This is a genomic window from Micromonospora cynarisoli (assembly GCF_030518815.1).
Lineage (GTDB): Bacteria > Actinomycetota > Actinomycetes > Mycobacteriales > Micromonosporaceae > Micromonospora > Micromonospora wenchangensis.
The window spans coordinates 5273966-5299017 of the sequence record NZ_CP130426.1 but is presented as its reverse complement, the minus strand read 5'-3'; the positions used below and the strand labels follow the sequence as shown (position 1 = coordinate 5299017).

22 protein-coding genes and 1 pseudogene are annotated in these 25052 nt (G+C 71.0%); 13 read left to right on the top strand and 10 right to left on the bottom strand.

The window, feature by feature from the left end:
* Positions 1-2 precede the first annotated feature (2 nt).
* The 3 genes from Q2K16_RS23085 to Q2K16_RS23075 form a co-directional block, all read right to left on the bottom strand.
* Positions 3-2363, bottom strand: coding sequence for a sodium-translocating pyrophosphatase (locus tag Q2K16_RS23085; protein WP_302740094.1), 2361 nt, complete (start codon positions 2361-2363; stop codon positions 3-5).
* Between the two features lie 315 nt (positions 2364-2678).
* Entirely contained in the window at positions 2679-3113 is a 435-nt protein-coding gene (locus Q2K16_RS23080) for an ATP-binding protein (RefSeq protein ID WP_145922524.1), read from the bottom strand.
* Entirely contained in the window at positions 3113-3469 is a 357-nt protein-coding gene (locus tag Q2K16_RS23075) for an STAS domain-containing protein (RefSeq protein ID WP_302740093.1), read from the bottom strand. The genes Q2K16_RS23080 and Q2K16_RS23075 overlap by 1 nt, the downstream gene beginning before the upstream one ends.
* A 141-nt stretch (positions 3470-3610) precedes the next feature.
* Here Q2K16_RS23075 and Q2K16_RS23070 point away from each other — a divergent pair, with 141 nt between their 5' ends.
* The 3 genes from Q2K16_RS23070 (at position 3611) to Q2K16_RS23060 (ending at position 7089) form a co-directional block, all read left to right on the top strand.
* Positions 3611-5992 carry a DEAD/DEAH box helicase gene (locus Q2K16_RS23070; protein WP_302740092.1) on the top strand — a complete coding sequence of 794 codons (2382 nt, stop codon included), beginning with the start codon at positions 3611-3613 and terminating at the stop codon, positions 5990-5992.
* 165 nt (positions 5993-6157) lie between these two features.
* The gene (locus Q2K16_RS23065) at positions 6158-6361 is read left to right on the top strand and encodes a hypothetical protein (protein WP_204925801.1); all 204 of its coding nucleotides are present in this window, start codon (positions 6158-6160) and stop codon (positions 6359-6361) included.
* 149 nt (positions 6362-6510) lie between these two features.
* Positions 6511-7089 carry an LURP-one-related family protein gene (locus Q2K16_RS23060; RefSeq protein WP_302740089.1) on the top strand — a complete coding sequence of 193 codons (579 nt, stop codon included), beginning with the start codon at positions 6511-6513 and terminating at the stop codon, positions 7087-7089.
* 156 nt (positions 7090-7245) lie between these two features.
* On the opposite strand, the gene Q2K16_RS23055 is transcribed toward Q2K16_RS23060, so the two are convergent.
* The 7 genes and pseudogenes from Q2K16_RS23055 to ssd form a co-directional block, all read right to left on the bottom strand.
* Positions 7246-7623 carry an Rv3654c family TadE-like protein gene (locus Q2K16_RS23055; RefSeq protein ID WP_302740087.1) on the bottom strand — a complete coding sequence of 126 codons (378 nt, stop codon included), beginning with the start codon at positions 7621-7623 and terminating at the stop codon, positions 7246-7248.
* Between the two features lie 305 nt (positions 7624-7928).
* Positions 7929-8273, bottom strand: a pseudogene (locus tag Q2K16_RS23050) (TadE family type IV pilus minor pilin); the annotation flags it as partial.
* On the bottom strand, positions 8270-8437 hold the full coding sequence (locus Q2K16_RS23045) for a DUF4244 domain-containing protein (protein ID WP_013283643.1): 168 nt from the start codon (positions 8435-8437) through the stop codon (positions 8270-8272). The pseudogene Q2K16_RS23050 and the gene Q2K16_RS23045, both read right to left, overlap by 4 nt.
* Positions 8438-8462: 25 nt before the next feature.
* On the bottom strand, positions 8463-9188 hold the full coding sequence (locus Q2K16_RS23040) for a type II secretion system F family protein (RefSeq protein WP_302740074.1): 726 nt from the start codon (positions 9186-9188) through the stop codon (positions 8463-8465).
* Positions 9188-10003, bottom strand: a complete 816-nt coding sequence (locus tag Q2K16_RS23035; RefSeq protein WP_302740072.1) for a hypothetical protein — start codon at positions 10001-10003, stop codon at positions 9188-9190. Before Q2K16_RS23035 ends, Q2K16_RS23040 begins: the two co-directional genes overlap by 1 nt.
* Positions 10000-11205: a TadA family conjugal transfer-associated ATPase gene (locus Q2K16_RS23030; protein ID WP_302740070.1), complete on the bottom strand. Its 1206-nt coding sequence runs from the start codon at positions 11203-11205 to the stop codon at positions 10000-10002. The genes Q2K16_RS23035 and Q2K16_RS23030 overlap by 4 nt, the downstream gene beginning before the upstream one ends.
* Complete coding sequence (gene ssd / locus Q2K16_RS23025; protein WP_302740069.1) at positions 11202-12305, bottom strand: septum site-determining protein Ssd; 1104 nt, start codon at positions 12303-12305, stop codon at positions 11202-11204. Before ssd ends, Q2K16_RS23030 begins: the two co-directional genes overlap by 4 nt.
* A gap of 421 nt (positions 12306-12726) precedes the next feature.
* Between ssd and Q2K16_RS23020 the strand changes: the two genes are divergently transcribed.
* The 10 genes from Q2K16_RS23020 to Q2K16_RS22975 all read left to right on the top strand — a co-directional run bounded on the left by Q2K16_RS23020 (position 12727) and on the right by Q2K16_RS22975 (position 24902).
* A complete protein-coding gene (locus Q2K16_RS23020) occupies positions 12727-13575 on the top strand; it encodes a VHL beta domain-containing protein (protein ID WP_302740067.1) in 849 nt (282 codons plus the stop codon).
* A 574-nt stretch (positions 13576-14149) separates the two neighbouring features.
* Positions 14150-15229, top strand: coding sequence for an SIS domain-containing protein (locus tag Q2K16_RS23015; protein ID WP_302740065.1), 1080 nt, complete (start codon positions 14150-14152; stop codon positions 15227-15229).
* Positions 15230-15252: 23 nt separating this feature from the next.
* The gene (locus Q2K16_RS23010; protein WP_302740063.1) at positions 15253-16050 is read left to right on the top strand and encodes an SDR family NAD(P)-dependent oxidoreductase; all 798 of its coding nucleotides are present in this window, start codon (positions 15253-15255) and stop codon (positions 16048-16050) included.
* Positions 16047-17357 (top strand): ATP-grasp domain-containing protein, encoded by a 1311-nt coding sequence (locus Q2K16_RS23005; protein ID WP_302740061.1) that lies wholly within the window; start codon positions 16047-16049, stop codon positions 17355-17357. The genes Q2K16_RS23010 and Q2K16_RS23005 overlap by 4 nt, the downstream gene beginning before the upstream one ends.
* Before the next feature lie 43 nt (positions 17358-17400).
* Positions 17401-18864 carry an aldehyde dehydrogenase family protein gene (locus Q2K16_RS23000; protein ID WP_302740060.1) on the top strand — a complete coding sequence of 488 codons (1464 nt, stop codon included), beginning with the start codon at positions 17401-17403 and terminating at the stop codon, positions 18862-18864.
* Positions 18865-18889: 25 nt separating this feature from the next.
* Entirely contained in the window at positions 18890-19978 is a 1089-nt protein-coding gene (locus tag Q2K16_RS22995; RefSeq protein ID WP_302740058.1) for a scyllo-inosamine-4-phosphate amidinotransferase, read from the top strand.
* On the top strand, positions 19975-21258 hold the full coding sequence (ectB, locus tag Q2K16_RS22990; RefSeq protein ID WP_302740056.1) for a diaminobutyrate--2-oxoglutarate transaminase: 1284 nt from the start codon (positions 19975-19977) through the stop codon (positions 21256-21258). Before Q2K16_RS22995 ends, ectB begins: the two co-directional genes overlap by 4 nt.
* 12 nt (positions 21259-21270) lie before the next feature.
* Positions 21271-22563: a phosphoribosylamine--glycine ligase gene (locus Q2K16_RS22985; protein ID WP_302740055.1), complete on the top strand. Its 1293-nt coding sequence runs from the start codon at positions 21271-21273 to the stop codon at positions 22561-22563.
* Complete coding sequence (locus Q2K16_RS22980) at positions 22514-23764, top strand: multidrug effflux MFS transporter (protein WP_302740054.1); 1251 nt, start codon at positions 22514-22516, stop codon at positions 23762-23764. The genes Q2K16_RS22985 and Q2K16_RS22980 overlap by 50 nt, the downstream gene beginning before the upstream one ends.
* A 325-nt stretch (positions 23765-24089) precedes the next feature.
* A complete protein-coding gene (locus Q2K16_RS22975) occupies positions 24090-24902 on the top strand; it encodes an HAD family hydrolase (protein WP_194823264.1) in 813 nt (270 codons plus the stop codon).
* Positions 24903-25052: the final 150 nt, after the last annotated feature.

The window sequence follows — 25052 nt, the reverse complement described above, 5'->3', positions numbered from 1 at the left end:
ACTCAGGCGTTGGCGGCCTCGACCCGCTTCGGATCGGTGCCCGTGCCGCTGCCGCCACCGTCCGGGTCGGAGTCCATGGCGACGCCCTTGCGCTTGCTGAACACCACCGCCGCGACCACGATCAGGGTGGCGACCACCGCGACCGTCAGGCGCAGCGGGGTGTTCCGGTCGTCGCCGACGCTCCACGCCACCACGGCGGGCGCGATCAGCAGCGAGACCAGGTTCATCACCTTGATCAGCGGGTTGATCGCCGGGCCGGCGGTGTCCTTGAACGGGTCGCCGACGGTGTCGCCGATGACCGTCGCCGAGTGCGACTCGGAGCCCTTGCCGCCGTAGGAGCCGTCCTCGACGAGCTTCTTGGCGTTGTCCCACGCGCCACCGGAGTTGGACAGGAAGACCGCCATCAGGGTGCCCGCCCCGATCGCCCCGGCCAGGTAGGAGGCCAGCGCGCCGGGGCCGAGGCCGAAGCCGACCGCGATCGGGGCGAGGATGGCCAGCAGGCCGGGGGTCATCAGCTCGCGCTGCGCGTCCCGGGTGCAGATGTCGACGACCTTGCCGTACTCGGGGCGCTGGGTGCGGTCCATGATGCCGGGCAGCTCACGGAACTGCCGGCGGACCTCCATCACCACCGCGCCGGCCGAGCGGGACACCGCGTTGATGGCCAGCCCGGAGAAGAGGAAGACCACCGCCGCGCCGATGATCAGACCGACCAGGTTGCGCGGGTTGGCGACGTTGAGCGCGTTGAGGATCTCGCTGCCGACGTCACCGACGCCCGCGTCGGAGTACGCGGTGCGCAGCGTGTCGGTGTACGAGCCGAACAGCGCGGTGGCCGCGAGCACGGCGGTGGCGATCGCGATGCCCTTGGTGATCGCCTTGGTGGTGTTGCCGACCGCGTCGAGTTCGGTGAGGATCCGCGCGCCGTTCTCGTCGATGTCGCCGGACATCTCGGCCACGCCCTGCGCGTTGTCGGAGATCGGGCCGAAGGTGTCCATCGCGACGATCACGCCGACGGTGGTGAGCAGACCCGTGCCGGCCAGCGCGACCGCGAACAGCGACAGGGTGATGGAGCTGCCGCCGAGCAGGAACGCGCCGAAGACCCCGGCGCCGATCAGCAGGGCCGAGTAGACCGCCGACTCCAGGCCGACGCTGATGCCGGCGAGGATGACGGTGGCCGGGCCGGTCTGCGAGCTCTTGCCGATGTCCTGCACCGGACGCCTGTTGGTCTCGGTGAAGTAGCCGGTCAGCGCCTGGATGGCGGCGGCCAGCACGATGCCGATGACGACCGCGCCGATGGCGACCACGCGGGGGTTCTGGTCGACGTCGGTCAGCCCGCCCTCCAGCTCGCCGAAGCTGGCCGGGAGGTAGAGGAAGGCGGCGACCGCGACAAGCACCGCGGAGATGACGGCGGAGAGGTAGAACGCCCGGTTGATGGCGGTCAGGCCGTTGCGGTCGGAGGGGCGTAGCCGGGTGATGAAGACCCCGACGATGGCGATCAGGACCCCGATGGTGGAGATGATCAGCGGGAAGACCAGGCCGTCCTCGCCGAACGCGGCGCGGCCGAGGATCAGCGCGGCGACCAGCGTCACCGCGTACGACTCGAAGAGGTCGGCGGCCATGCCGGCGCAGTCACCGACGTTGTCGCCCACGTTGTCGGCGATGGTGGCGGCGTTGCGCGGGTCGTCCTCGGGGATGCCCTGCTCGACCTTGCCGACGAGGTCGGCCCCGACGTCGGCGGCCTTGGTGAAGATGCCGCCGCCGACCCGCATGAACATGGCGAGCAGGGCGGCGCCGAAGCCGAAGCCCTCCAGCACCGTCGGCGCGTCACCCTTGAACAGCATGACCACCAGCGCCGCGCCGAACAGGCCGAGACCGACGGTGAGGAAGCCGACCACGCCACCGGTGCGGAAGGCGATCTTCATGGCGGCTTCCCGGCCACCGGCCGCCTCCCGGGCGGCGGCGGCGACCCGCAGGTTGGCCCGGGTGGCCAGCCACATCCCGGCCCCACCGATGAACGCGCTGAACAGGGCACCGACCACGAAGAACGCCGATCGGCCGACCTTCACCGCCAGTTCGCTGCCGTCGGTGTCGTGCACCGGCAGCAGGAAGAGCAGCACGACGGCGACGACTACGAAGATCGCCAACGTCCTGAACTGCCGGAGCAGATAGGCGGAGGCGCCCTCCTGCACCGCGCCGGAGATCTCCTGCATGTTGGTGGTGCCCTTACCGGCTGCCAGCACGGCCTTGGTCAAGGCGGCGGCGAAGACGAGTGCCACCAGCGCGATGACCGCGGCGATGACGACGTACGTCACGTTCTCTCCGGTGAGGGACAGCGCGCCGCCTTCGGCGGCCAAGGTCCCGGACATCTATGTCCTCCTGTACCGAACACTGTCGCGCCGGCCAGTGGACGTATGACCGACGCCTGGATGCGGTGGCGCACGTGCTCCGACCCGCCCCGACGGAAGATGATCAACATCCATATCCGCTGGCTGCGGGAACGATCACGTACTGACAACCCACAGACTGTAGCCCCGCCCAGTGTTGGAGGTCACACCTGGGGGACACCGTGTCCGGATGATCTCTGTAACTGTGTTATGAGGAAAAATCTGATATAGGAGGCCATCGACACCACGAGGCCGCGACCCACGAAGGGTCACGGCCTCGCATACTTGCAGTGACTGTCAGCGGCCGACCGGCCACACCATCCGGACCTCGGTCCCGATCCCCTCGGCAACCGGCCGCACCTGGAGATCCTCCACGAAACCGGCGAGCAGCGCGAAGCCCACGCCGGTGGTCAGCGCCTCGTCGGTCAGCGCCTCGTTGGCCAACTCGTCGGCGTTCAAGGCGGCCAGGCCCAGCCCCGCCTCGATCGGCGCCCGGTCCACCACCCGCACCGAATACGCTCCGGAGTCGGACATCTCCACGAGCACCGGATCGGTCAGCCCGTACTGGTGGTGCAGGGCGACCGCCCGGGTGCACGCCTCACCGATGGCCAGCCGCACCTCGTCGAGCAGGTCCTCCCGGACCCCGGCCCGGCGGGCCACCGCCACACCGACCAGACGGGCGGTGCGGACGTGCACCGGCGCCGGCGAGAAGGAGAGCCGGACCGTCGCCATCACGCGCCGGGGACGGTGGGGTCGGCGGCGACCGCCGCGTCCACCGTCGGGTGCAGGGGGAAGACCTGGTCCAGGGCGGTGATCCGGAAGATCTTCAGCAGCGGCTCTTTGTCGCAGACCAGGGCGAACGACCCCCCGGCCGACCGCAGCCGCTTCAGGGCACCGACCAGCACACCCAGGCCCGTGGAGTCGAGGAAGTCAACCCGCCCCAGGTCGACGACCACCCGCCGGGCACCGCCGTCGATCAACTCCAGGAGCCGTTCGCGGAGTCGGGGTGCGGTGTAGACGTCCACCTCACCGCCGACCTCGAGCACCGTGTGCTCCCCCACGGTGCGGGTCGCCAGCGACAGCTCCATCAGTCCTCCTCCGAGAGCCGTAAACTCTCCTGGGCATCTAACCATCCCCGCCGGACGGCCCGGCGAGGTCACCGGCGACGGCTCCCCCATACCCACCGGCCCGGTTGTTCAGCACCGAACACCAGTGCGAGAGTGCAGGACGTGAACCCCGCAGCCACCGCCACCGCAGCCCCCGGCACCGGGCGAGGCCCGGCCGAGCTGCTGCACCGGCTGCGCACCAGGCATCCGGTCGACCCGGTCACCCACGTCGAGCGGGTACCGGCCCGCGCCGGCCAGCAGGCCCCCTGGCCGCAGTGGGCCCCCGAGGAGCTACGGGCGGCGTTCGCCCGACGCGGCGTGGCCGCCCCGTGGCGGCACCAGGCCGAGGCCGCCGAGCTGGCGTACGCCGGGCAGCACGTCGTGGTGGCCACCGGCACCGCGTCCGGCAAGTCCCTGGCGTACCAGCTCCCGACGCTGGCCACGCTGCTGGCCGACCCCCGGGCCACGGTGCTCTACCTGGCCCCCACCAAGGCCCTCGCCGCCGACCAGCTCCGCGCCGTCGCCGGCCTCGACCTCGACGGGGTACGCCCCGCCACCTACGACGGGGACACCCCGCGCACCGAACGGGAGTGGATCCGCCGGCACTCCCGGTTCGTGCTGACCAACCCGGACATGCTGCACCACGGCCTCCTGCCCGGCCACACCCACTGGTCGGGGTTCCTGCGCCGGCTGACGTACGTGGTCGTCGACGAGTGCCACACCTACCGGGGCGTCTTCGGCTCACACGTGGCGCACGTGCTGCGTCGGCTGCGCCGCCGGTGCGCCCAGTTCGGCCGCACCCCCGTGTTCCTGCTCGCGTCGGCGACGTCGGGTGACCCGGCGGCGACCGCCGGGCGGCTCACCGGCGTGCCCGTCACCGCCGTCACCGAGGACACCTCACCGCGCGGCGGGGTCACGTTCGCGCTCTGGGAACCGCCGCTGCTGCCGCCGCCCGCCGACGTCGAGGCCGTCGCCGACGACCTGACCCAGGTCCGCCGGTCGGCGCTGCGGGAGACCGCCGACCTGCTCGCCGACACCGTCGCCGAGGGGGTACGCACGCTCGCCTTCGTCCGGTCCCGGCGCGGCGCGGAGGTGGTCGCCGCGAACGCCCGCCGGGCGCTGGACGAGGCGGTGCCCGGCCTCGGCGAGCGGGTGGCCGCCTACCGGGCCGGCTACCTGAGGGAGGAACGCCGGAAACTGGAACGGGCCCTGCTCCACGGCGACCTGCTCGGGCTGGCCTCCACCAACGCGCTGGAACTCGGCGTCGACCTGGTCGGGCTGGACGCGGTGCTGATCTGCGGCTGGCCGGGCACCCGGGCGTCGCTGTGGCAGCAGGCCGGCCGGGCCGGACGCTCCGGCGACGAGGCGCTCGCCGTGCTGGTGGCCCGGGACGACCCGCTCGACACCTACCTGGTGCACCACCCGGAGGCGCTGTTCGGCCGCCCGGTCGAGGCGACGGTGCTCGACCCGGCCAACCCGTACGTGCTCACCCCGCAGCTCGCCTGCGCCGCTGCCGAGTCCCCGCTCACCCCGGCCGACCTGGACCTGTTCGGCGACGGGGCGAAGGAGGCCGTCGACGAGCTGGTGCGGGCCGGTGACCTGCGGCAGCGGCCCACCGGCTGGTACTGGCGGCACCGGGAACGCCCCGAGATCGACCTGCGCGGCGAGGGCGGGGCACCGGTCTGCGTGGTGGAGGCGTCCACCGGACGGCTGCTCGGCACCGTCGACGGCGGGTCGGCGCACTTCCTCGTCCACCCCGGGGCGGTCTACCTGCACCAGGGCGTCTCGTACGTGGTCGACGCCCTGGACCTCGACGACGGGTGCGCGCTGGTGCACGCCGAGGAGCCGGACTGGTCCACCCACGCCCGGGACGTCACCTCGCTCTCCGTGGTGTCGGTCCGGTCCTACCGGGACGCCGGGCCGGTCGGGCTCTTCCTCGGCGAGGTCGACGTCACCAGTCAGGTGGTCTCCTACCAGCGTCGACGGATCGCCTCCGGCGAGGTGATCGACACCCGCCCGCTGGACCTGCCGGCCCGGGAGCTGCGGACCGTCGCGGTCTGGTTCACGCTCTCCCCGCAGTCGCTGGCGGCGGCCGGGGTCGAGCCGGCTGACGTACCGGGGGCGCTGCACGCCGCCGAGCACGCCGCGATCGGGCTGCTGCCGCTGATGGCCACCTGCGACAGGTGGGACATCGGCGGGCTGTCCACCGCCCTGCACCCGGACACCGAGGCACCCACCGTGTTCGTCTACGACGGCCACCCCGGCGGGGCCGGCTTCGCCGAGCGGGCCTACCGGACGGCGGCGGCCTGGCTGGGCGCCACCCGGGACGCCGTCGTCGAGTGTGGCTGCGAGTCGGGCTGCCCGTCCTGCGTCCAGTCCCCGAAGTGCGGCAACGGCAACAACCCGCTGTCCAAGTCGGACGCGGTCCGGGTCCTCGACGTGGTCCTGACCAACCTGTCCGCCGTCGCCGCCGCGCCCGCCCAGCCGGGTCCGGCCGACCGGTAGCGGGCCCCACCGGCGGTCGCGCCGTGGGGTGGCCGCCATTGGATCCCGGGATCGTGCTTGAGCGGAACGACATCTGGGCATTGATGCATGGGAGCGCTTCCATCGATAATCGGAAGTGCATTTCACCGCCGACCCTGCCGTTCATGCCGACCCGGAGGAGAAGCCGTGGCCGACACCATCGCCGAGACCGTCGACCTGCTCTACACGATCGACCAGGACAATCTCACCCCCGACCAGTTGATCGCGCTGGGTGCCGCCCTGGCCGGCCTGGCCCAGGCGGAACGCCTCGACCAGATCAACGAGCGGCTGCGGGGCATCCACCAGGTGCTCAACACCTGGGCGCTCAAGGCGACCGCCGACGGACGCTGACGGCGACGGTGGGCGCTGCCCGTGGGGCTGCCGACCGGCGACGTTGGACGCTGGCCGACCGGCGACAGCGGGCGGGTGGCTGCCGGTCTTCGGCGAGCGCTGGTCGTAGGGTTGTGCGAGACTCCGGCGCACCCTTCGGAGGAGTTCTCATGCAGTTGGACAGTTTGCAGGCACAGCACCAGTTCCACGTCCGGCAGCGCATTCGGATGATGGTCAACCAGTACGAGGTCCGGGCGGTGGCGGCGGACGGCACCGAGGGCGAACTGCTGGCGTTCGCGCAGCAGAAGCGGCTCGCCTTCAAGGAACAGGTCACCATCTACTCCGACGACTCCAAGCAGCACCCGCTGCTCGGTTTCAAGGCCCGTCAGCGGCTCGACCTCGGTGCCACGTACGACGTGACCGATCACGCAGGCACGCCGATCGGGCTGTTCCGCAAGGACTTCGCCCAGTCGCTGCTCCGCTCGACCTGGCACGTCGAGCAGGCCGGCCTGCCCCCGGTCACCGGCCAGGAGCGCAGCATGCCGGTGGCGCTGCTCCGCCGGTTCGTCGACTCGCTGTCGTGGCTGCCGTACCACTTCGACTTCACCGCCGGTGGTCAGCCCGTCTTCTCGGTGATCAAGAAGTGGGGCCTGCGGGACCGTTACGTCGTCGAGGTGCCGCACCCGCAGATCGACAGGCGACTGGTGATCGCCATGGCCATCGGCCTGGACGCGCTCCAGGGTCGCTGAGCCACCGCAGCCCGGTCGCGGGCCGGCCCGCCCTGTTCCGGGGTCGGCCGGCCCGCCCTGTTCCAGGGTGGGCCGCCCTGTTCCGGGGCGGGCCGGCCTGATCCGGGGCGGCAAACCGGCCTGATCCGGCCGGTCTCAGCCCGGCGCTCCGGTCGGTCAGCCCCGGACCGGGCCGGCGCGGGCGGTGGCCGCGGCGTACCGCCGCAGCCCCGGCAGCGGGGTGACCGCCACCTCGACCGTCACCACCACGTCGAGCCCGTCCGCCCGGCAGGTGACCAGCCGGGCGGCATTGGCGCGGACGAACTCGTCGGCGGTCGCACAGGCCACCCCGGCACCGTGCGGCGCATCGCCGGCCCCCGCCAGGGCACCGAAGTCGGCAGCGACCCGGGCCTGGTGTCGCGCCAGCCGTGCCGCGCCGATCGCCGCCCCGAACAGCCCGACCAGTACGAAGACCAGGCCGACGGCGAGCAGCAGCACGGTGGCCCCACCCCGATCGGCGACGCCACGGGGCCCCTTCCCCTCGGGACCCGTCACTCCGGCTCGGTGACCAGCGCGCTGTGCCCGGCAGTCGCGACTCACGAGCCGGTTCCCAACTCGTCCGCCCCGGGTCCACCCGGCGCGGACGCATCCGCGACGGGCGTATCCGGGATTCGTGCGTCCAGGACTGGTCCGCCCGGTTCCCATGCGCCGGGTTGCGGCATGCCTGGCTGGGGTGCGCCAGGTCTTGACGTGTCTGGCTGGGGTGCCTCCGGTTGCGGTGGGCCCGGTTGCGGTGTGGGCAGTTCCGGCATGCCCGATTGCGGTGCGCCCGGTTCCGGTGTGCCTGGCTGTGGTGCGCCGGGTTCGACGGCGGCGACCGTGCCGGCCTCGACGGTGAGTCGGGGCAGCCGGGCACCGAGCGCACGGACGGGGGCGCGGACCGTGGCGGTGACCCGCCCCTCGTGCACCGCGATCGACACGACCGCCGACTCGGGCGCGATCCGGGTGCCCGCGCCGGCCCCGTCCTCGCCCCGGGAGGCGGCGAGCGCCGCCTCCCGGGCCGCGTCCAGGCAGGCCGCCTTCGTGGTGACCGCGTCGACGGCGGTGATTCCGGCGAACAGGAGCAGGAGCAGCGCCGGCAGGCCGGCCGCCAGTTCGGCGGTGAACGAGCCCCGGTCCCGACCGGCCGGCCGGCGCGGTCTCACTTCAACGCCCGGTCGATGACGGCCGTCAGTGCCGACTGCACGTTGCCCGAGGTGAGCACCTTGAGCAGGATGCCCGCGAAGGCGACGGCGGCGAGGGTGCCCACGGCGTACTCGGCGGTGTTCATTCCCGCGTCCCCGCGAAGCCGGGTGAGAAGTTTGCGCATCGCTCGTTCCTTTCTCGATGTTGGGTCACAGCACGTCGCCGAGGACGGCGACGATCACCGGCACCAGGCCGGCGAGAATGAAGGCCGGCAGGAAGCACAGGCCCAGCGGCAACACGATCAGCACGCCGGCCCGCCGGGCGGACGCCTCCGCCGCCGTGGACCGGTCGGCCCGCAGGTCGTCCGCGACGCGGCCGAGGGCACCGGCCAGCGCGGCCCCGCTACGGGACGAGCGCAGTGCGGCGGCCACCACCCGGTCCGCCCCGGGCACCGGTGCCAGGTGTGCCCACGCCTCCGACGGTTCGCCGCCGAGCAGCAGCGTCCGTCCGATCCGAGCGAGCCGGGCGGCCAGTGGGCCGTCCAACGCGTCGGCCACCGCGAGCACCGAACGGTCGACCGGTGCGCCGGCCCGCATCGCCGCCGCCAGCAGGTCAGCGGCGAGCGGCAGGTCGGCGGCCTCCCGCAACCGGCGTTCCCGTACCGCAGGCGGGGTGATCCGGCGCAGCAACCGGTCCGCCACCGGCGCGGTCACCGCACCGCCCAGCACCCCGGGCCAGCCGCCCACCAGCAGAAAGACCGCCAGGCCCGCCAGGACGGCCCCGAGTCGTGTCCGGTCCGGCCACCAGTCCGGCCGGCTGCGGTCGGCACGCCTGTCGGTCAGGACGTTCCACCGCCGGCCGGCCCGGTTGCCGCGCACCGCGACCAGCAGCGCGGCCAGGACCAGGCAACCGGCCGACAGGTGCGTCGGGGACATCACCCGCCCCCGCCCGGAACGGCAGCCAGCCGCTCGGCCCAGAGCAACCCGCCGGCCTGAAGGCCCATCGCGACGAGGGCACACCCGGCACCGACCGGGGTGTGCAGCAGCACCGCCAGCGGATCGACGCCGATGCCGTAGCCGAGGGCGATGCCGCCGAGCGGGAGCGCGGCCAGCAGCAGCGCGGTGGCGTTGGCCCCTGCCGCCTGGGCGGCGGCACCGGCCAGTCCCCTGTCGAACGCCCGCGCGTCGGCCTCGACGCGTTCCAGGAGCTCGGCCAGGGGCGCTCCGGTCCGGTCGGCGAGTCGGACCGCCGACCGGGTCAGCCGGGCGAGCCGGTCCGTCCCGGCCGGGTCGTCGTCCGGTCGTGCCGCCCCGGGTTCCTGGTTGAGTGCGGCGTCACCGGGAACGGGCAGGCCGGCCCGCAGGTCGGCGGCGAGCGCCCCGAGCCGGTCCAGCTGGCGGCGACGTTCCCGGCCGACCTGCCCGGCCAGCCGCCGCCGGTGTACGGCACGCGCCCCGAGCATCCCGTAGCCGGCCAGCAGGACGGCGGCGACCGGCCCGGCGGCGAGGCCACCCGTACCGGCACCGACGAGACCGGCCAGCAGCAGGACCCGCCTCGGCGGACCGGACACCAGCCGGTGCAGCAGTCGGCGACCAGGGGCCGACCGGTGGGGGTCGCCGGGCTCCGGCCGGGGGCGTCGCGGTGCGGGGAGCACGCTGTGGCGTCGGCGTCGACTGCTGCGTACCGGCCAGGCGACCACCAGAGCCGCCCCGGTCAGGAGGGTTGCGACCAGCCACAACGGCGGCGTCATGCCCGCCCCGTCGGACCGGGCCGGGGTGCCCGCAGCAGGGGCGGCACCGGCACTCCCCGATCGCGGAGCAGGATCGCGAGAGCGGGGCCGGCCGGGCCGACGCCCTTCCCGCGTGCCCAGGCGGGCACCACCGTCACCAGCCGGTCGGGGCCCTCGGCCAGCAGCAGACAGATCGACTCCACCAGTCGACCGTCGGGGCCCCGGCGTACCTGGACCAGCACCTGGAGGGCGGCGGTGACCTGCGCGTGCAGCGCCGCCCGGGGCAGGCCGCCGAGCAACCCGAGCGCCTCCAGCCGGGCCGGCACGTCGGCGGGGGTGTTGGCATGCAGGGTGCCCGCCCCTCCGTCGTGGCCGGTGTTGAGCGCGGCCAGCAGGTCCACCACCTCGGCACCCCGGCACTCGCCCACGACCAACCGGTCGGGACGCATCCGCAGCGCCTGCCGGACCAGCTCGCTCAGCCCGATCACGCCCGCGCCCTCCACGTTGGCCGTCCGGGCCTGGAGACCGACCACGTGCGGGTGCACCGGGTGCAGTTCGGCCGCGTCCTCGACCAGCACGATGCGTTCCGTCGTCGGCACCAGGCCGAGCATCGTGTTGAGCAGGGTGGTCTTGCCCGAGCCGGTGCCGCCGGTGACCAGGTAGGCCAGTCGGGCGGCCACCACCGCGGCGAGGACCGGTGCGACCTGCTGCGGCACGGTGCCCTGCCGGACCAGTTCGTCGAGGGTGAACGGCCGGTGCCGGAAGGTGCGCAGCGACAGGTAGGGCCCGTCGGTCGCCACCGGCGGCAGCACCGCGTGCAACCGGGTGCCGTCGGGCAGTCGGGCGTCCGCGCACGGCGAGCCGTCGTCGAGCCGACGGCCGGCGGCGGCGGTGAGCCGTTGGGCCAACCGGCGTACGTCGTCGACAGTGCCGAGCGGCACCGCCACCTGGTGCAGCCCGGCACCCCGGTCGACCCAGACCCGGACGCCGTTGACCAGCACGTCGGTCACCTGTGGATCGGCGAGCAGCGGGGCGAGTGGCCCGGCACCCACCAGATCGTCGTGCACCCGGTCGGCGATCCGCAGCACGGCGGTGTCACCGAGGACGGCGGCGGACGGTTCGGCGCGTACGGCGGAGACGATCGCCGCCGGGGTGACAGGCGTCGTCGTGTCGACCATCCGCTGCCGGACCCGGGCGGCGAACTCCTCGGGTCGCCCGGTCACGCCGCACCCGGCACAGGCAGCCCGGTCAGTTCGGTGACCAGTTGGCGGCAGAGTGCGGCGAGCGGTCCGCGACCGGCGGCGGCCGGTGCCTCGCCGCGTTCCAGCCCCCGGCACAGGGCCGGTTCGGGGCGCAGCGTGCCGGCGAGCGGCAGCCCGAGGGCACGGGCCACCTCGGCCGCCCGCAGCCGGCCCGGGGCGGGACCCCGGACGATCACCCCCAGGGCGGCGCAGTGCGGGGCCGTCGCCGCGACCACCCGGGCCGCCGCGGCGGTCGCCCGCAACTCGGCGGGCACCACCACGTACACCTGGTCGGCGGCCTGGAGGGCGAGCACGGCCGCGTCGTCGAGTTGGCGCGGCAGGTCGACGACGACGAAGTCCCGGCCCCGACGGGCGGCGTCGAGGGTGGCGGCCATCGCCGGGGCGGGCAGGGCCAGCGGCTCGCCCCGGTCCCAGGACAGGACGACCAGATCGCCCCGGTGCGGCAGGGCGCGGACCAGGGCAGGCGCGTCGACCCGACCGTCGGCGTCGGTGAGCGACGGCCAGCGCAGCCCGTCCAGATCCTCCCAGCCGAGCACCAGGTCGAGCCCGCCGCCGAGCGGGTCCGCGTCGACCAGCAGGGTCCGCAGCTGGGCGCGGGCGGCGGTGACGGCCAGGCCACCCGCGAGGACGCTCGCCCCGGCCCCTCCCCGACCGCCGAGCACGGCGACCGTCCGGGCCGGGGCCGCCGGTTCGCCGCCGGGCGCGCACTCGGTGAACCGGTCGACCAGCCACGGTTCGGCGGCGGGCAGGGTGGCGACGTGCTCCGCACCGATCAACTCGGCGATCTCCCAGCCCGGGTCGAGTTCCCCCGACCGTCCGACCAGCACCGTCCGGGGCCGCCTGGGCAAGCGGGCCCGCAGGCAGGCCTGGGCCTGGTCGCTGCCGACGAGGACCAGGGGCGCGGGGAGCCAGCGGGACCGGGCGGCGGCGGGATCGGCGGCCACCTCCACCTCGGTGCCGCCCGCCGCGGCGAGCCGCAGCAACTCGTCGAGGAGGTCACCGTCGGAGGTGACCAGCAGCGGCAGTCGTCGGTACGGCGGAAGGGAGGTACGGGGTGGCATCACGGCCTCCAGCGCTCGGGGTTGCTGGGACAGACCCTGCGCCGTCGTGTCCGGTACGCGCCGCCCGCGCCGCCTCACCTGTGGACAACGGGACGGGCTGTGGACAGATCTCCGCCACCGCCGGTGATCTGTTAGGTGGAATCGCGGGTCGTGCCGGCCGTCGGGTTCTCCCCGGTCGGCCTTTCGACGCCTCCGCCGATCCGGTCGGAGGGGGCTGACCAGCACCGGAGGCATGCCCAGCGCCCCGTACGGCGGGCCGGGACGACCGAACGACGCTGGCGGCACCGGTGCCACCCCGAGGAGGAACGCGAAAAAATGTCCCGTTCACCCCGCCCGAGTGATTGACGGCATACCGCGTCGTACGTCGATAATCGTGTCCGCCACCGCGAAGGTGGCATCCGCCGCTCTCGGAAACGGGGCCATGGCCGACTCATCCGACGAAACACCCCCCACCCTGCGCATCGGCGGCTGGCTGCCGGCACCCCGGTACCGCCAGACGCTGCCGCCGTACCTCGTCCCCCCGGCCGGTCGGCATCTGATCGACGTTCCGGCGTCCGGGTCACCGAGCGACCCGTTGCCGTCCCCCGTGCACACCGTCGAACCCGCCGGCATCGGACGGACCCTGCTGGTGACCGGAGTGGCGTTCGGCCTGGTCACCAGCCTCGTCCTGGCGCTGTCACCGTTGTGGTCCGGGCCGAAGCGCAACGATGCCGCCCTTCCGACGACGCCCTCGTGGGTCGCCGACCGCCCGGATCTCGCGGCCGTGGAGAGTCCCACCCCGGTCGCCGACCACTCGCGCGCCCCGGCCTCGCTGGCCACCCGCGCCGCGACCCCGGTCGCGCCGCCCCCGGCACCACCCCGCCAGCCGCAGAAACCCGCCACGGGTACGACGTCCCGCCCGGCCCCCACCACCACGCCGCCCCGGCCGGCCCCGACGACCACCGCGCCCCGCCCGACGCCGAAACCACCGACGAACCCGCCCGGACCGGCCGAGTTGACCCCGCTGCCGGGCTGGCAGGAACACTCGCTGCGGTCCAGGTCGAACGGTCCCTCGACGTACGTCGAGTTCGTCAATGCCCGTAGTTCGCGGGTCGTCGTCCACTGGCTCGACTATCACGGGCAGCGCCGGCAGTACAGGGTGCTCGACGCGGGCCGGTCCTACCGCCAGCAGACGTACGTGGGGCACCCGTGGGTGGTCACCGACCGGCACGGCCGCGCCCTGGCCTGTTTCCTGCCCGCCCGGACGACGATGCGGGCGGTCGTGCGGTAGCCCTACCGGCGTCTCCGCCGCCCCGCGCCCTGTCGAGCAACCGGGACGCGGGGCGGTCCGTCTGGCTGGGCTCGGGCGTACCGGCAGGAGGGCTCGCCGCACGCCACCGCCGGAGTGCTCGCCGCAGGTCACCGGCGATAGCACCCGTACCCGAGCCGTCGGCTTCGTGCGCCCGTCGACAGGGGAATTGCGTACCTCCGAAATCCGACTGATCCCGCCGGTCGACGACCACCACGCGACTCACAGCGGAACAATGCCATCCACAGGAATCCCCGGTGCGCATATTCGGTTCCGTCGAAACGTCGAAACTCAAGTCTCCGCTTCTCGCGCAATGTTGGCGACGACCAGGGCATTCACGATCCACCACACTGTCGGGCGCGAGAAGAACCCGGACCGAACAGCCTTGACGTTGCACCAAGGAGGCAATAACTTGGCGAGTACGGGCAAAGGTGCAGATCGATGCAAACATGCTGACAAAACCATGGAGGTAGCAGTGCAGGGCCGCCTGGAACGACTCAGCCCAATGTTGGGTGACACGCTGTTCGACAGCATTCTTGCTGGCCACGAGTACGACATGAGCCTCCTCAACGAAGGACTCCGTGAAAGGATCGCGAGCGGGCGGTTCAACCGCATCGTCTTCTACGGCATGGGGTGTTCGTCGGTGGTCTCCGACATCGTCAAGGGATTCTTCCTGAAGGAAGGCATCCCGATCCACGTCGACGTGGTCAACGACTACGATTTCGAGTGGTTCGTCAACCCGAGGAACCTGGCGGACGAGCGGACCCTCACCATCATCGTCTGCTACAGCGGCTGGTCCGTGGAGCCCTGCCTCTTCTACGAGAAGATGCGTCGGCTGACCGGCAACAAGAACCTGGTCGTGCTCTCCGGCGGCGGAAAGATCGCGTCGCTGTGCCAGGAGCAGGGAACCTCGCTGATCCTGTACAAGCTCCGGTACGCCGACCGGGAGTACCCGCTGTACCACGTGCAGCAGTTCTTCGCGATCTTCCTCGACCTCTTCCACGTCCTCGGCATCACCGAATCGTCGTACCGGGACGAACTCGAGGAGTGCGTGCGACACCTCAAGCACACGTTTGACGGCGCCACGCTCAAGCGGGCGGAGGACATCGCGGAGCGCCTGCAGGGAAGTCGGATCGCGCTGTTGGCAACGGCGGACTGGTACGTCGCCCTACTCAAGCAGACGACGATGTTCTTCAACGAGATCGCCATGGTCCCGACCCACCGCAACCTGCTCCACGAGTTCAGCCACACCGAGGTGGCAGCCTACTCGGACCCCGCACAGAAGCAGGCCATCGTCACCATTCGGGACTCCTCCTGCGACGAGTACACGAAAAGCAAGATAGACATCATGGAGAAGCTCTTCACGGAGCAGGTGCCGCAGAACCAGAACATCGAATTCGTCATCGTGGACCTCGACCAGGACACCTTCCTGAAGAAGTTCTTCTTCGGACACTTCTTCACGGTGTACATCGCCTACTACCTGGGTCGCCTGGCCGACGTCACCGGACGCGATCTCATCTCGATCGCCGCGCAGAACCCGTGGTGGAGTCAGCAGTCGATCGAGCTCTTCCCGAGCTGCGTCGACATCCCCTCGGACCTCTCCCCGCAGGATGCGGTTGCCACGGGCAGCCGATGACGGAAACGTACCTGCCCCTCGCCGTGGTCACCGGAGGCAGCCGGGGGATCGGGCGGTGTCTGGTCGAGGCGCTGCTCAACGACACCGCGGTCCTGAACCTGTCACGGGGCCCCACACCGCGGCCCCCGGGCGCTTCCGGCCACGAGTTGCACAACCTGAGCGTCGACCTGGCCGATGTCGGAAAGGCTGTGGCGACCCTCGGCGGATGGCTCGAAGCGAATCCCGGATACCGGGTCACGGCCTTCGTCTCGAACGCGGCGACCACCGGGCTGGGATGGCTGAACCAGGAGCCCGTGATGGCGGAGATGGAACGGGCGTTCAGCGTGAACGTCTACGCTCCGCTGGCCCTCACCGCCACGATCCTCAACCTGGACCGGTTCTCCAGGACGGGGGACGGAGCACGCGTCGGGTACGTCGTCTCCTCGCTCGGCCGGGCGGTGCCGGAACTCTCCTTCGCCGGCCTCGGCGTGTACAGCATGACCAAGGCGGCGCTGGGCAGGGGCGCTCTGGTGCAGGCCCGGGAGTTCGAGATCGCGGCACCGCACGTGAAGGTCCTCCGGATCCATCCCGGCATCGTCGACACCGAGATCCAGCGCGAGCTCCGCGGTGCGGCCGGAATCGACCCGCGATTCGCGGTAAAGACGGCGGGCCTTCCGCCGTACCGGGACGGCGAATGGCGGGGGTGCTCGCCGGCCGAGCACATGCGCACCATCTCACCACGGTTCGCGGCCGACTTCGTCCTGTGGACGTTGCGTCACGGTACGTCGAGCGCCCAGGAATACGACTTCTACCGCACGGAATCCTTCCACTCGACACGATGACCGCCAAGGGGACTCCGATGGGCCATCTGGTGTTCGTGGAGACGTCCGGCTCCGGCGTCAACGCGATGAGCTACGCGAAGAGGACCGGTCACCGGGTCAGCTATCTCTACTCGGATCGGTACGACTTCACCGCTACGCCGGGCCAGAGAAGTCACGCGCGTCGTCTCGCGGATGACGCGATCGAGATCGACCCCGATGCCGATGCCGATGAACTGCTGGTGGCGCTGCGCGGCGCCGACGTACGGACCGAAGGCGTCGACGCGGTGCTCACCACACTCGCGTTCTGCGTCTCCCGGGCTGCGGGGCTCGCCGAGTTGATCGGCAGCCGAGGGACGTCAGCCGCGGCCGTCGAGACCGCACGCGACAAGGCACGCTTCCGGCAGGCGCTGCGGGAGGCCGGCGTGCCAAGCCTGCGGTTCGCGATCGCCCGGAACGAGGCCGAGGCCCTCACGGCAGCCGACTCCATCGGCTACCCCGTGATCGTCAAACCGGTCCTCGGCGTCGCCAAGGCGGCCACCGTGGTGGCTCGTACCAGTGACGATGTCCGCAGGCACTTCGGTGCCCTGGCCGAGCAGCTCGACACGCTGCCGGTGGGCATGTCGACGCAGTTCGACGGGCGGTTCATCGTGGAACAGCTGGCCGTCGGCGAGCTGTACTCCGTCGAGGTGGCGACAGACGGGCGGGTCTGGACTCCCCTGACCACCACCCGGCAGAAGACCGGCGCGGAGGATCCGGTCCTGGAACTCGGCTGCACCGCTCCAGCCGGGCTCGACGCCCGGCTGGAGCAGGAGATGGGAGCCTACGCCGTACAGGTGTGCCGGGCGGTCGGCCTCGATCTCGGGATCTTCCACTGCGAGATGATCCGCACGGCCGAGGGTTTCCGGGCCACGGAGGTCAATCCGCGGATAGCCGGCGGGGCACTCCCCGAGACGATCAATGCGGTGGCGGACGACGACATGTTCGGCATCCTGGTCGATCTCTACCTCGGCCGGCCGGCACCGGCGCGGCCACTACGCCTGAACGGCGCCGCGTCGCACTCCGTGCTGGGGGCGAGGTCAGGTGGCACCGTCCGCCCCGACCTGGCACCGGACTGGTTCAAGACCCATCTCGACGGGCTGCACTCCGGTTGGGTCCAGGCCGTTCCGGGCCGGCGGCTCCCCGTGATGCGCGGCAACTTCGACCGATTCGGCGTCATCCGCGTCGTCGCCGGCGATCCCGCAACCGCCCGCGACAGGTGCGCCGCGGTGAAGGCCGACATCGGACGTGAGCTCGGTATCACGCTCGCGGCGGCGGGCGGCGAGGTCTAGGCACCGCGCGGGAGCGACTCCGCCGCCAAGGAAGGAGACACCGTTGAGTGACGGACCGATCCAGTCGTACTGGCCCAACTACATCGACGGGAAGTTCTGCAACGGAGGTGCCGGCCGGATCGCGGTCGAGAACCCCGGCACGGGCGCTGTCCTGGCCGAGCAGGCTCTCGCCGACCCGGACGACGTGCACCGCGCCGTTGCGGCGGCACGACGCGTACACCAGACCGGCGCGCTCGCCGACCTGCATCCGATGGAACGCGGCGAGATGGTGCGCTCGATCGGCAGGTATCTCGCCGAGAACCGCGAGGAGATCAAACGTACGATCACCCTGGAGCAGGGCAAGCCGCTGTTCGAGTCAGAGGCGGAGATCAGGCTCGCCATCCGCCTCTTCGAGTACTTCGGGTCGCTGGCCGAGTCGCTGGAAGGCCGTTCCGTGCCCGGCGACGACACCCGCTTCGACTTCACGGTGTACGAACCCCTGGGCGTCTCGGCCCAGTTCATGCCCGGCCACTATCCGATCTACATCCCGGCACGCGCTCTCGCCGTCGCGCTGACGGCCGGTAACGCCTGCGTGATGAAGACGTCGGAGCTCGCTCCACTCTCCGCAGGCTGGCTCGCGCACGCCGCGACGGCGGCCGGACTTCCCGACGGTGCGGTCAACATCCTCTGCGGGCGGCGTGCCGATGCGGGGGCGACTCTGGCCGGCCACCGGGACATCAACCACCTGGTGTTCATCGGGCAGTCGGCGGCGGCCACCACGGTCCTCGCCAGCGCCGCCGAGAACCTGGTGCCCAGCATCGTCGAGGTGGGAGGGACGTCACCGACGCTCGTCTTCGAGGACGCGGATCTTGAGGACTTCCTTTCCGAGGCCCGGCTGGGCACGTACCTCAATGCCGGGCAGTTCTGCTGCGGGATGTACCGCATCATCGTGCACGAGTCCCGGTACGACGAACTCGTCGACCGGTCGGTCGCGCTGGCGGAGAGCCTGACCGTCGGGCCCGGCATCGAGAGCGGGGACGGCGATTTCAAGCCGTACATGGGACCGCTCGACAGCAGGGGGCAGCGCGACCGCGTACTCGCCATCATCGATGACGCGACGCGGGCCGGCGCCAAGTGCGTCACCGGCGGCTCAGCGATTCCGGGCCGTGGCTCCTTTCTCGCGCCGACGGTGCTCCGCGACGTCGAACCGCACATGCGGGTGGCCAACGAGGAGGTCTTCGGACCGGTCATGGCGGTGATGAGGTTCCGTACGGAGCGTGAGGCGATCGAACTCGCCAACGCCGCCCGCCACAGCGGCATGATGTGCGGCGTCTTCACTCGCGACCTCCGGCACATGCTGCGCGCGGCGAAGGGGGTCCGCGCGGGACACATCGTCGCCAACCAGTCGCTCATCGGCGGGCCCGAGGTGCCGTTCGGCGGCTATGGGCGGGGTGGTTACGGCAGCCTCAAGGGCCGGGAGGCGCTCATGGGCTATGTCCAACGGAAGAACGTCCTGCTCAACGTGTGAACCATCGTGTGCGGAGGAGCACCCCATGACAGAGGTAGTGCCGACGCGAGACCCGGGCGTGTGGAGTTGCAACGAATGGGATCCACTGGTCGAGGTCATCGTGGGGAATCCCCTCAAGGCACGACTTCCCCACCCTGACGAGAGCACTCGCGTCGCCGAGTTCCCCGGCTCCGCGGTCGAACAGATCCCCACGGGCGAGTTCCCGTCGTCCGTCATCGAGGAGACCGAAGAGGATCTCGCCGCGATGGTCAAGAGCCTCGAAGACCTCGGAGTTGTCGTCCGGAGGCCCGAGACCTGGCCGCACGACCACGAGATCTCGACACCGTTCTGGTCGTCGAAGGGCTTCTACAACTACTGCCCACGCGACATATTCCTGGTCGTCGGCGACCAGATCATCGAGACGCCGAACGTGATGCGCGGCCGGCTGCTCGAAACGTACAGCTATCGCAAGATCCTCGTCGAATATCTCCGGGCCGGCGCGAAGTGGTACAGCGCTCCCCGGCCCATGCTGCTGGACAGCCTCTTCGACGTCGATCCGTCGTGCCCCGTTCCGACCGACGACGAGCCCGTGTTCGACGCCGCCAACGTGCTGCGGCTCGGCCGGGATCTCGTCTATCTGGTCAGTTCGACGGGCAACGAACTGGGTGCCCGGTGGCTCCAGACCGTCCTGGGGGACGAGTACCGAGTCCACCTGTGCCGGATCAACTACCACGGCAGCCACATCGACACGTCGTTGGTGGCACTGCGGCCCGGCCTGCTCCTGTGCAACCCGGAACGGGTGACCCGGGACATGCTTCCGCCGATCTTCGACAACTGGACGGTCCTCTACAGCCCGCCGATGGTCGGTGCCGATCGCTTCGACAGCGAATACCTGTCGCGCACGATCGGAAGCCGTTGGATCGACATGAACCTCTTCAGCGTGAGACCCGACCTCGTCGTGGTGGACCGCGACCAGGCCCCGTTGATCAGGCTGCTGGAAAAGAACGGTCTCGACGTGCTCTCGCTCAAGCTCCGCCATTCCCGGATGCTGGGCGGCGGCTTCCACTGCACGACGCTCGACACCCGGCGCCGGGGTGCCATGGAGAGTTACTTCGAGGGAAGTGTTGTTTCTTGACCAGAAGCGTCTACGAGACCGTCGAGTCCGAGGTGCGATATTATTCCCGCCTGGTCGCGGACGAACTGACCACGGCACGGAACGCGTACGTGCAGGCCGCCTCCGGGACACGGTACATCGACTTTCTCTCCGGGTGCGGAGCACTGAACTACGGTCACAACGATCCGGACATGAAGGACGCCCTCCTGCGGTATGTGGCGGGCGACGGCATCGCCCACTCGCTGGACTTCCACTCGACGTCTAGGAGGGCGTTCCTCGAAGCGTTCACCGAGGTGATTCTCAAGCCGCGCGCGCTCGATTACAAGATCCAATTCACCGGGCCGACCGGCACCAACGCGATCGAGGCGTCGCTGAAGCTGGCGAGGAAGGTGACCGGCCGGCTCAATGTCATCGCGTTCACGAACAGTTTCCACGGCGTCTCCCTGGGCGCGCTCTCCGCGACCAGCGACCAGAGCAAGCGGAGCGCCGCCGGGCTTCCCCTGTCCGGCGTGACGCGTACCCCGTACCCCGGTTACTTCGGACCGAACGTCGACACCATCGCCTGGCTCGACCGCATCCTGTCGGACCCGTCGAGCGGGATCGACCCGCCGGCCGCGATCCTCGTCGAGGTCGTGCAGGGCGAGGGGGGCCTGAACACCGCCTCGCCCGAGTGGCTGAGACGACTCCGGGCACTCGCGACCCAGCACGGCGCGCTGTTGATCGTCGATGACGTGCAGGCGGGCTGCGGCAGGACGGGCACCTTCTTCAGCTTCGAGTCGTCCGGCATCGTGCCGGACATGGTGGTGCTCGCCAAGTCCCTCTCCGGGTTCGGCCTCCCGCTGGCCGTGGTGCTGCTGCTTCCCGAGCACGACGCATGGCGGGCCGCCGAGCACAACGGAACCTTCCGCGGAAACAACCATGCGTTCGTCACCGCCCGCGTGGCCATCCTCAAATTCTGGTCGAGTGGTGTCTTCCCGGCCGCGATCGAGTCGAGGTCCCGCGTCATCGAGTCCACACTCGACTCGTTGCAGGACCGTACCGGCTGGCTCCGCAAGGGCCGGGGGCTGATGCAGGGCCTGCTGTGCCCGACCCCGGAGGCGGCAGCCGCGGCGCAGGACCGCTGCGTGGAGGCCGGCCTGCTACTGGAGCGGTGCGGGCCCCACGACGAGGTCCTGAAGCTGATGCCACCGCTGACCATCGAACCCGAGGTGCTCCGCGAGGGGCTCTCCCGCTTCGCCGACGCGGTCGACCTGACGTGTGGTGACCGCACCGAGTCCCGCCTCGCGGCGGCCCAGGGATGATGAGGAAGCGCCATGCCGCGATTCATGCTCTTCGGTAAGGGCAACGCCAAGGAACAGGCGTTCTGCGAACAGAGCTGGCGAAGCAGCGTCCACGCCGATGACCTGCTGTGCTGCATGTACGGCCGGAACTACTACCTGGAGCGCCGGCCGGGCACGCTGCGTGTCGCGGGCGTCGACGAGGCGATCGTGGTGGGCAGGGCCCACGGTGTGGACACCGTCGTCATGTTGGCGCTCGAAGAGTTCGAGGCCGGCCGGGTCGAGGTCTTCCGGGATGCCGGCTTTCGCGTCTTCGGCGTCCCGTCGGCGTCGGTCTTCCTGGAGAACGACAAGGTCCGGGCCAAGTCCTTCATGAAGCGGCACGGGGTGGCCTGCGCATTCAGCGCAGCCTTCGACGATGCCGACGAGGCCGAGAAGTTCCTGATCGACAACTGGGCCGACCGGCGATTCGTCGTCAAGGCGAGCTGCTACCTCGACGACATCAGGTACAGCTGCGCCGTGCCCGACACGTTGGCGGAGGCGGTCGACGCCGTCCATCAGCTCTCCGGGCATCTCGACCTGATCGGAGCCTCCGGCGACATGGTGCTGGAGGAGCGGCACGAGGGACGGGAGTTCTCACTGCACGTCCTGGTCGACGGTGCCGACTACCGGGTCCTCCCGATGGTCAGGGACTACAAGCGGCTCCGCGACGGCGACGTAGGGCCCAACACCGCCGGGATCGGCTCCATAGCCACGGCGACCGGCTGGCAACCGGAGGTACTCTCCGCGCTACGGGCACGGATCGTCGAACCGACGATAGCCGGCCTGCTGCGGGACGGGGTCGCGTACCGCTTCGTCCTCTATGTCGGCGTCATGATGACCCGCGACGGCCCGATCGCCCTGGAGTACAACGTGCGTCCCGGCACACCCGAGTTCCCCACGCTGCTGGCCCTGGCCAGGACCAGCGGGCTGGACATGGTCGCGGCGATCCTCCACGGCGACCTGGGATCCCTGGACCTTCGATGGCACGACGACGAACCCCACGCCGTCGCGGTCACCCTGATGACGCCCGGATATCCCTTCTCGGCCGACGGGATCGGTGAGCCGATCTCCGGCCTGGAGACGCTGGACGACGACGTCTGGCCGCTGACGGAGTACATGCTCACCGATCCTGGCCCGATCGTGTCCGACGGCCGGGCATTGACGCTCATCGCACGTGGCAGGTCCCTACGCGAGGCGCGGGAACGCGTCTTCGGGAACGTGGATAGGATCCGATTCCGTGGACTCCACTGCCGACAGGACATCGGCGACCTTGCCGCACTCGAGTAACCGCGCGGCACCCGGCCTGGCCTTCTTCGTCCTGCTGACCGCGATGTCGGTGCTTCCGGTGAACATCTATCTGCCGGCCCTGCCCGACATCGCCGACACCTTCGGGGCGAGCTTCGCCCTGGTCAATCTCTCGGTCGCGGGATATGCCATCGCCACCGCCCTCACCGAGGTCGTCGCCGGCGCCGTATCCGATCGCTACGGACGTCGACCTGTGGTGCTGGTGTCGGTCTCGATCTTCATCGTCGCGTCCCTCGGGTGCGCGCTCGCCCCCACCGTGGAGTTCTTCCTGGTCTGCCGCATGCTCCAGGCGGCGATCGCCGCGTGTTTCTCGGTGGCCATGGTCGTCATCAAGGAGACGTCGAGCGGACGCGAGGCGGCCAGGAAGATCGGCTTCGCGGGCATGGGATGGGCGCTCGCTCCCATGTTCGGCCCCACCCTCGGCGGGATCGTGAACGAACTCCTCGGCTGGCAGGCGATCTTCGTCATCCTCGCCGCCCTCGGTGGAGCCGTTCTTGTCGTGTCGATGCGGCGACTCGGGGAGACGTCCCACAGCTCCGGTAGCCCGCAGGGCACCCTCCTGGCCTCGTACCGGCAGGTAGCCGGCTCGCCGCGGTTCTGGGCGTACACCCTGTGCATGGCCTGCGCGACCGGGACGCTCTACGTCTTCCTGGGCGGAGCGCCCGTCGTCATGAGCGATCGTCTCGGCGGGTCGAGCGCGACGCTGGGCCTCGCCATGGCCGTGGTGCCCGGCGGTTTCGTGCTGGGCAGCTACCTGACGGGAGCCGTCGCCTCCCGGTTCTTCAGGAGCCACGTCCTCGTCGCGGCGCGCGTGCTGACCTTCGTGGGCCTGTCGGCCGGTCTCGTCGTCGCGACGCTGCGCGACCTGCATCCGGTCGCGTTCTTCGCTTTCTGCGCCTTCGTGGGGATCGGGAACGGCCTGACCACTCCGATCGTCAACCTGGGGGTGATGTCCGACCATCCGAGCCTGGCCGGAACCGCGACGGGCCTGTCCGCCGCGACGGCCATCGGAGGCGGCGCGCTGGTCTCCTCCGTCGCGGGCGTCGCCCTGGGTACATCCGACTCACCCCGGACACTGCTGACCCTGCTGCTGGCCTCGGCATCACTCGCGCTGGTGGCGGCGCTCTGGGCGGCAGCAGCCGACCGGAACACCGCAACCACCCGGTCGACGCGAGCGACCTAGGCACAAAGGGACGACCCCCGTCGGGGGGAGACGGGGGTCGTCGGAGGGTTCGGCTCCGGGGGGGTTGAGCCGAACCGGCCCGGCGGTCACGGGGGGTGCGACCGCCGAGGGTCTCTCAGCTTTCCGGGACATGAATCGTTGTCGTGCGGACAAGTCTGCCCGAGCAGACTGTTCACGTCGAGTGTTGTCGACCCCACTCATTGCGAAATTATGATCGGAGCGTGTGACTGCGATCACGTTGAGCATTCGTGGTCGGAATGCTCCCGCAGGTCGAGTGGGGTATTGGCCCCAGGGCACCCGCTGACCCTAGAGCATCGGACTAGACTTGCGCGCCGTGGGCCGAAGTGCCGCTTTCTTCGATCTGGACAAGACCGTCATCGCCAAGTCGAGCGCCTTGGCATTCGGTCGGCCGTTCTACCGGGACGGGCTGATCACACGACGGGACGTCGTCAAGTCGGCGTACGCGCAGCTGATGTTCCGGCTGGGCGGCACCGACGAGCAGACCATGGCCAGGACCAGGGACTATCTCGCCGCGCTCTGCAAGGGCTGGCGGGTGGAGCAGGTCCGTCAGATCGTCGCGGAGACGCTCCACGAGCTGATCAACCCCTACGTGTACGCCGAGGCCGCCGCGCTGATCGAGGAGCACCAGGCGGCCGGCCGGGACGTCGTGCTGGTCTCCGCCTCCGGCGAGGAGATGGTCCGGCCGATCGGCGCGCTGCTCGGGGTGACCGACGTGATCGCCACCCGGATGAGCGTGCAGGACGGCCGCTACAGCGGCGAGGTGGAGTTCTACGCGGCCGGCCCGAGCAAGGTCGAGGCGGTCAACGAGCTGGCCGCCGCCCGGGGTTACGACCTGGCCGACTCGTACGCCTACTCCGACTCGTACAGTGACCGGCCCCTGCTGGAGTGCGTGGGGCATCCGAGCGTGGTCAACCCGGACCGGGCGCTGCGCCGGCTCGCGGTGGAGAACGCCTGGCCGGTGCTGGAGTTCCGGCACCCGATCCCGCTGGGCCGGCGGCTGCGGGAGCGGCCTGCGGTCCCGGTGGCCGCGGCGGCGCTCGGCGTCGGCGTCGGGGTGGCGATCGGCATCGCCTGGTACGGCCGGCACCGTCGCACCCGCGCCGTCCAGGCCGCCTGACGACCCGACCCTTCGGGTACCCGACCAGCCCCGCCCTTCGAGCCACCCGCCCCGGTCGGCCGGGGCCACCCCGACCGGTCCCGCGTTCGGGCCACCCACCCCGCCCTGTCCGGCCAGGTCCATCTGACCGGCCCGCCGTTCGGGTCACCC